We start from the raw sequence: 6,316 nt of genomic DNA, 5'->3' as shown, positions 1-6,316 counted from the left end.
GTAAGTACTTCTTTAGTACTCACTCCAGAAATACGCTCTGAGCCTTCAACAGCCAATAAATATCTGCTGAAGTTATCCGTGACAGTTAATGGATAGCATAATTGGTTATTACCCAATCGAAATTGTCCTTTATAATCGATACTCCAGGAGTCATTAGGATGCTCTATCTTGATAAAGGGCTCCATATAAGGCGCTGTACGTCTTTTACGTTTAGAGGCTCGCACTAAGCCATGTCTTTTAAATAGTTCATCGATAGTGCTTTTAGCAGGCCATTGGGTTTCTTGATATTCTTGCGTCAGCCAATTACTTATCTTTTTAGAGCCCCAATAAGGATACTTAGTTTTCGCTTCCAGTATTCGTTCCTCTATCTGCTGAGGTAGTTTTTTTGCATTATTATGCGGCGCTCTTGAGCGCTCCTTTAAACCATCAATCCCTTCTGATTCATAACGATTGATGTACTTATAGCCCGTCTTGCAGCTTATATTAAATCGGGAGCAGAGTTCTTTAAATGTACATTCGTGTTTCAACTCTAAAAATGCCGATATAAACTTTATTTTTTCATTCATAGGTTCAGTCTCTAACCAACTCATTACAGACACTCCTTTTTCTGGTCTGTATGAATGTTAACTGTTACCTATGTGTCCGGTCATTTGTGTTACCGATGTGTCCGGGTCGGACCATCGGCTCCCTTCTCCCTTTCTAAGGGAGAAGGGCTGGGGATGAGGGTTCCTTATCAACTGTCACGATGACAGTTTTTAATTAGGTTTTGTGGCAAAAGCAACATCAATAACGTCATTGGGCTCAAACATCTCTATAAAATACTGCAACATTTCAATTCTGAACTGATCATTTTGATCCCGTGCAAGCAAATCGGTCCCATATAAAGCTAAATCTTCAACAATACGTTCATGTCTATAATAAGACAACATCGTTTTGTCGATAGTTGTTGTACCATAACCCTCATAAAAATAATCAATTTCATGAGGCTTATTCCAGACATTACCCACACCACCGCCTATAAACATCAGATCTCGTTCTTTAGGGCCCATCATTGGCTCATCCCAATCAATAATATAAATCGAGTCATCATTGGCGACTAGGATATTGCCTGCATGAATGTCTGAATGACACAGAACATAGTGCTCCGGAACTGGATGAATTTTCATTGATAACTCTTCTGTAGAGTCAACTAATCGATGAATTTGATCATTATTTTGTTTAAAAAAAGATTTGAAGTCCGCTGTAATTTTATCATCTGATGTATCAGGTTCAATCCGGCTATAAAAGGATCGAACCATTTCTCGCCATTTAGATGAGAAGGTTTCTTTTCTTAATTGGTTCTGAATCAATTCAGGTACCGGTGTATCGTGAATTTTTCGTAATGCTGTTCCGAGCTGATTCCATTGTTTTTCTGATAATTTTTGAGTGAAACCATTGGGGGCATGGATAAAAGGATAAACTATTGTTCTAAATTGATCTGTTTGCTGTGATGATTTTCCTTCAAGTGTGTTAATTGGAACAATCAGTTCTTTTATTCCAGAATCGTGAAGGAGACGTATAATCGATAAACTAATATCATCATGCTCGCCATGTTTAAATTTGATGAAATAGGCGTTAGAGTTGTCTTTAGCATCTGCTCTATAGGTAAGCGCGTTGAAATCAGCACCGTCAGAGATCAACTGCGCTGAATGAACATTAATTCCATAATAAATCTTCAGGAGTTGGATAAGTTCCTCTTCTTGAATTGGTTTCTTTGGCATAGCGATCAGTTATTTGTGTTAAACAGATGCTCATGTTAAATCAAATAATAATACGAGGATACTGATAAACTGCTGTTCTGATTAAGCTAATGATTTATTCAGAATATTCAAGAGAAATTTGTCTGGTAATTTCCTCAATAGGCAATCCCATAACATTGTAATAGGAGCCTTTTATATCTTTCACAAAGGTATCATATACATTCTGAATGCCATATGCTCCTGCCTTATCAAAAGGATCGCCCGTATCAATATAATTTTGAATTTGCTGTTCTGTAAGGGTATGAAAAGTGATTTTCGTTGTCACATAATCAATACACCATCGTTGCTCTGGTAAAAAAATCAGAGCATAGCCGGTATAAACTTCATGTGATTTGCCACTTAGCATACTCAACATTCTATATGCATCATTGTGGTCGATCGGTTTTTCTAAAATATGGTCCTGAAATACCACTGTTGTATCTGCGGCTAGAATTAAATCAGCATTATCGACTTCAACCAGCGATAAAATAGTTTCAGCTTTTTCTTTGGCAAGTCGAGTTACATATGATTTAGCATCCTCCCCTTTTTGCTGAATCTCTGCAATATTGGCGGGCATAGCATTAACATTCAATCCGTGTTCTTGCAAGATTCGCAGACGTCTTGGTGACGCGCTGGCTAGAATGATTTTTAGTTGGTTATCAGGTTTCATAAAAAAGTTCTGCTCTTATGCAGCAAATGTAGGCTGAGCTGTAAAGCTCAGCCTACTCTGAATAACTGTCTTACTACTTGGCAGCTGCAGCTTTCTTTTCTTTCTCTTTGGCAATCACTGCTTCAGCAACACTGGTTGGGCATGGAGCGTAGTGTGAGAATTCCATAGAGAATTGACCACGACCCGATGTAAGTGTACGCAAGGTACTGATGTAACCAAACATTTCTGAAAGAGGAACATCGGCTTTAATGCGAACGCCAGATGCGCAAGGTTCTTGTCCGGAGATCATACCGCGACGACGGTTCAAGTCCCCTATAACATTACCCACATCATCTTCTGTGCTGTATACGTCAACTTTCATGATTGGTTCAAGCAATTGTGGAGCAGCTTTTGGAATCGATTGACGAAATGCGCCTTTTGCAGCAATTTCAAATGCAATTGCCGAAGAGTCAACGGCATGGTAAGCACCGTCAGTGAGGTTAATTGCAACATCCAAGACTGGGAAACCGGCTAAAGTACCTGAGTCCATCATTGAACGGAAGCCTTTCTCAATTGCAGGGAAGAATTCTTTAGGAACGTTACCACCCACAACAGAGGTCACAAAAGTGAATCCAGAGTTTGGTTCCCCTGGGGAAATAGTGTAGTCAATTTTACCGTATTGACCAGAACCACCTGATTGTTTCTTGTGAGTATAGCTATCCTGAATCTCTTTTGTGATGGTTTCGCGGTAAGCAACCTGGGGTTGACCTACTATTAATTCAACATCATAAGTACGTTTCAAAATATCCACTTTAATATCAAGGTGCAATTCACCCATACCACGAAGTATGGTTTCACCTGAATCTTCATCAGTTTCAACCCTGAATGTTGGATCTTCAGCAACCATCTTACCGATAGCAATACTCATTTTTTCAGTAGAGCCTTTATCTTTTGGCGTAACCGCAATAGAGATTACCGGTTCTGGGAATACCATCGCTTCAAGGGTACACTCGTGATTAGGATCGCAAAGAGTATGACCGGTTCGAACGTTCTTCATGCCCACGATAGCAATGATGTCGCCTGCTTCAGCATGATGCAATTCATTACGCTCATTCGCCTGCATCTCCACCATACGGCCAACACGTTCTGTTTTACCAGTAAAGGAGTTCAGAATGGTATCGCCTTTATTCAATTGTCCTGAGTATATACGTACGAAAGTCAGAGCACCAAAACGGTCATCCATGATTTTAAATGCCAATGCGCGGAATGGCTCATCAGGAGAAACGATAGCGAATTCGCCATTTGGCTCACCTTCAGCATTGGTCAAAGGCTGTGGATTAACTTCATGTGGAGCAGGCAAATAGTCAACCACCGCATCCAGTAATAGTTGCATTCCTTTGTTTTTAAATGCTGAACCGCAATAAGTCGGGAAGAAGGCTAGTTCGAGAGTACCTTTACGGATACAACGCTTGATGTCTTCTATTGAAGGCTCTTCACCATCCAGGTAAGCCATCAGTAAATCATCATCCATTTCAAGTGCCGTTTCAATTAATTGAGCGCGGTACATTTCAACGTCGTCATGCATATTGGCAGGAACGTCAGTAACGGTGTAATTTTCAGGCTGACCTGATTCATCCCAAACGTATGCTTTTCGAGTTAATAAATCAACAACACCTACGAAGTCATCTTCAATGCCTATTGGCAAAGTCATAATTAATGGGTGTGCACCCAATACTTTTTTCACTTGCTCAGTTACTTTCAAGAAGTCTGCGCCGACACGATCCAGTTTGTTTACGAAAATCAAACGAGATACTTTTGAATTGTTCGCATAGCGCCAGTTGGTTTCTGACTGAGGCTCAACACCACCGGAACCACAGAATACTCCGATACCACCATCGAGTACTTTCAGTGAACGATATACTTCTACAGTAAAGTCGACGTGTCCTGGGGTATCGATAACGTTGAAACGAGTACCTTTCCAGAAACAACTTACAGCTGCTGACTGGATAGTAATACCGCGTTCCGCTTCCTGTTCCATGAAATCGGTTGTTGATTCACCTTCGTGAACTTCACCCATTTTGTGGATTCTACCGGTGAGCTTAAGAATTCGTTCGGTAGTGGTGGTTTTTCCGGCATCAACGTGGGCGAAGATACCAATGTTTCTATAAAGGTTTAAGTCAGTCATAGCGCTCTTATAATTTTAAATGGAATAAAAATAGTGGCATAGTATACAGTATAATAACCAGATTTGCAGCAGTTCCGTGCATCGAGTTAAAGAAATTGATCAGAATAAAAAGTACTCGCTTAAACAGAGGTGAAAATAGAGGCACTCATGGACCTTTGAATGAGTTTAAATAATTAACAGTCCCTCCAATAATGTACTAAAATTATCAATATAAACCCTATCTATCAGGTGCATCATGAATAACCAGGATCCTGCAATTACCTGTTCCAATCCACGGTTAATCTCAGCCATTTACTTTGGATTATTATCCGTTGTAGGCACCATTCTTATAAATGCTTTTCTAACTTCTATTGGAATTAAAGAAATCATTCCGATTTTTGAAGCAGTGATTTTGGGGATGGTTATTGCTTCATGCACCGGCGCATTAATGGGAGAGAAAATTATTCACTGCCCAGCACCATACAAAGCCAAAACTTTTCTGTTTGGGTTTTCCATGGTTATAGCCTCTTTACCCATTTTTGATTTAGGACTTTTATTGTTTATGATAAAAGAAAGTTCAAGTTTATTACCTATCGCACAGATTCAGAAGATGATTTATTTCTATCTGTATATACTGGCCTATAGCTATATTCTTTTTGGTATCCTACTGGCCATAGGCGCAGGACTGGCAGCCATGTATTTACGTGGTCAACTGGTATACGATATTTTATCTACCTATCAACCCAAAGAAAAAATATCAAAATTGCCAGATTCACCATTAGAAAAAAGCAAAATTGAACATTCTGATCGGGTGAGCATCAAGCATCACTGAGATACCTGACCAATGCACAAATTTAGTTTGCGTTATTATGTGCTGTAATTAAATCTGGAATTATAACAGGTGATTTATAATTTAAATTATCAGTTCCTCTAAATATATAAACCTTATGAATAAAGAACGGATAGATACAGAAGGGAATAAAACGCTTCGCTTGCAGACGATTAAAGCGATTACTTTCGATGTACAGGGAACCTGCGTTGATTTTGTTCAACCTCTTCTGCGCGCCGGAGCAAAACTCAATCATCTAAAAAACATGAATATCGATTGGGCTACTTTGTCATTTGAATGGCGAGAATTATATCGCAACAGGCTTGATGAAGTAATTTCGGGCCAACGTTCATGGATGAGGGTTGATCACATCTACCGTGAAACGTTAGATATCTTGTTAGAAAACAAGAAACTGTCATCGTATTTCTCCATCGCGGAACGAGATGAGCTCAACATGATTTGGAGCCATCTGGAACCTTGGCCAGACAGTAGAGAAGGGCTTGGCCGATTACGCCAAAAGTTCGTTCTTTCAACACTTTCCAATACAGGCATGTCGACAATGGTTTCTATCGTTAAACATGCCAGGCTGCCGTTCGATGCCTTGCTAACCGCTGAACTGGCACATGACTACAAACCTTCCCCCGCTGTGTATCAGCTTGCGGTAGATTATCTGGGTTATAAACCAGATGAACTACTAATGGTGGCTTGTCATAAATATGATTTGAACGCTGCGCGATCCTTTGGAATGCGTACTGCTTTTGTAACCCGCCCGCTGGAATTTGGTCCAAACGGTAATCCAGACCTTGCTCCTGAACCTTGGTTTGATTTATATGTCGATAGCCTTATTACCCTGGCCAAAGCTTTAGGAGCATAATTACGACAAAGTCATCATTGCT

General features: G+C 40.0%; 6 protein-coding genes. 2 read left to right on the top strand and 4 right to left on the bottom strand.

Annotation, left to right across the window (positions count from 1 at the left end):
* From Lqua_RS10870 to fusA, 4 genes are all read right to left on the bottom strand, one after another.
* Positions 1-590, bottom strand: a 590-nt coding sequence (locus Lqua_RS10870; protein ID WP_193787180.1) for a helix-turn-helix domain-containing protein, incomplete at its 3' end; no start/stop codon positions are given.
* Positions 591-755: 165 nt separating this feature from the next.
* Positions 756-1,760: an aminoglycoside phosphotransferase family protein gene (locus Lqua_RS10865; RefSeq protein WP_058474295.1), complete on the bottom strand. Its 1,005-nt coding sequence runs from the start codon at positions 1,758-1,760 to the stop codon at positions 756-758.
* Between the two features lie 94 nt (positions 1,761-1,854).
* On the bottom strand, positions 1,855-2,448 hold the full coding sequence (locus tag Lqua_RS10860; protein WP_058474294.1) for a Maf family protein: 594 nt from the start codon (positions 2,446-2,448) through the stop codon (positions 1,855-1,857).
* Positions 2,449-2,521: 73 nt separating this feature from the next.
* The gene (gene fusA, locus Lqua_RS10855; protein WP_058474293.1) at positions 2,522-4,612 is read right to left on the bottom strand and encodes an elongation factor G; all 2,091 of its coding nucleotides are present in this window, start codon (positions 4,610-4,612) and stop codon (positions 2,522-2,524) included.
* 235 nt (positions 4,613-4,847) lie between these two features.
* On the opposite strand from fusA, the gene Lqua_RS10850 reads away from it, so the two are divergent.
* Together Lqua_RS10850 and Lqua_RS10845 are read left to right on the top strand one after the other, a co-directional pair.
* Positions 4,848-5,423, top strand: coding sequence for a hypothetical protein (locus tag Lqua_RS10850; RefSeq protein WP_058474292.1), 576 nt, complete (start codon positions 4,848-4,850; stop codon positions 5,421-5,423).
* Positions 5,424-5,538: 115 nt separating this feature from the next.
* Complete coding sequence (locus Lqua_RS10845) at positions 5,539-6,294, top strand: haloacid dehalogenase type II (protein WP_058474291.1); 756 nt, start codon at positions 5,539-5,541, stop codon at positions 6,292-6,294.
* Positions 6,295-6,316: the final 22 nt, after the last annotated feature.

Source organism: Legionella quateirensis, from assembly GCF_001467955.1.
GTDB lineage: Bacteria > Pseudomonadota > Gammaproteobacteria > Legionellales > Legionellaceae > Legionella > Legionella quateirensis.
The sequence above is the reverse complement of the archived record's forward strand: the minus strand, read 5'-3'. Positions and strand labels throughout refer to the sequence as shown.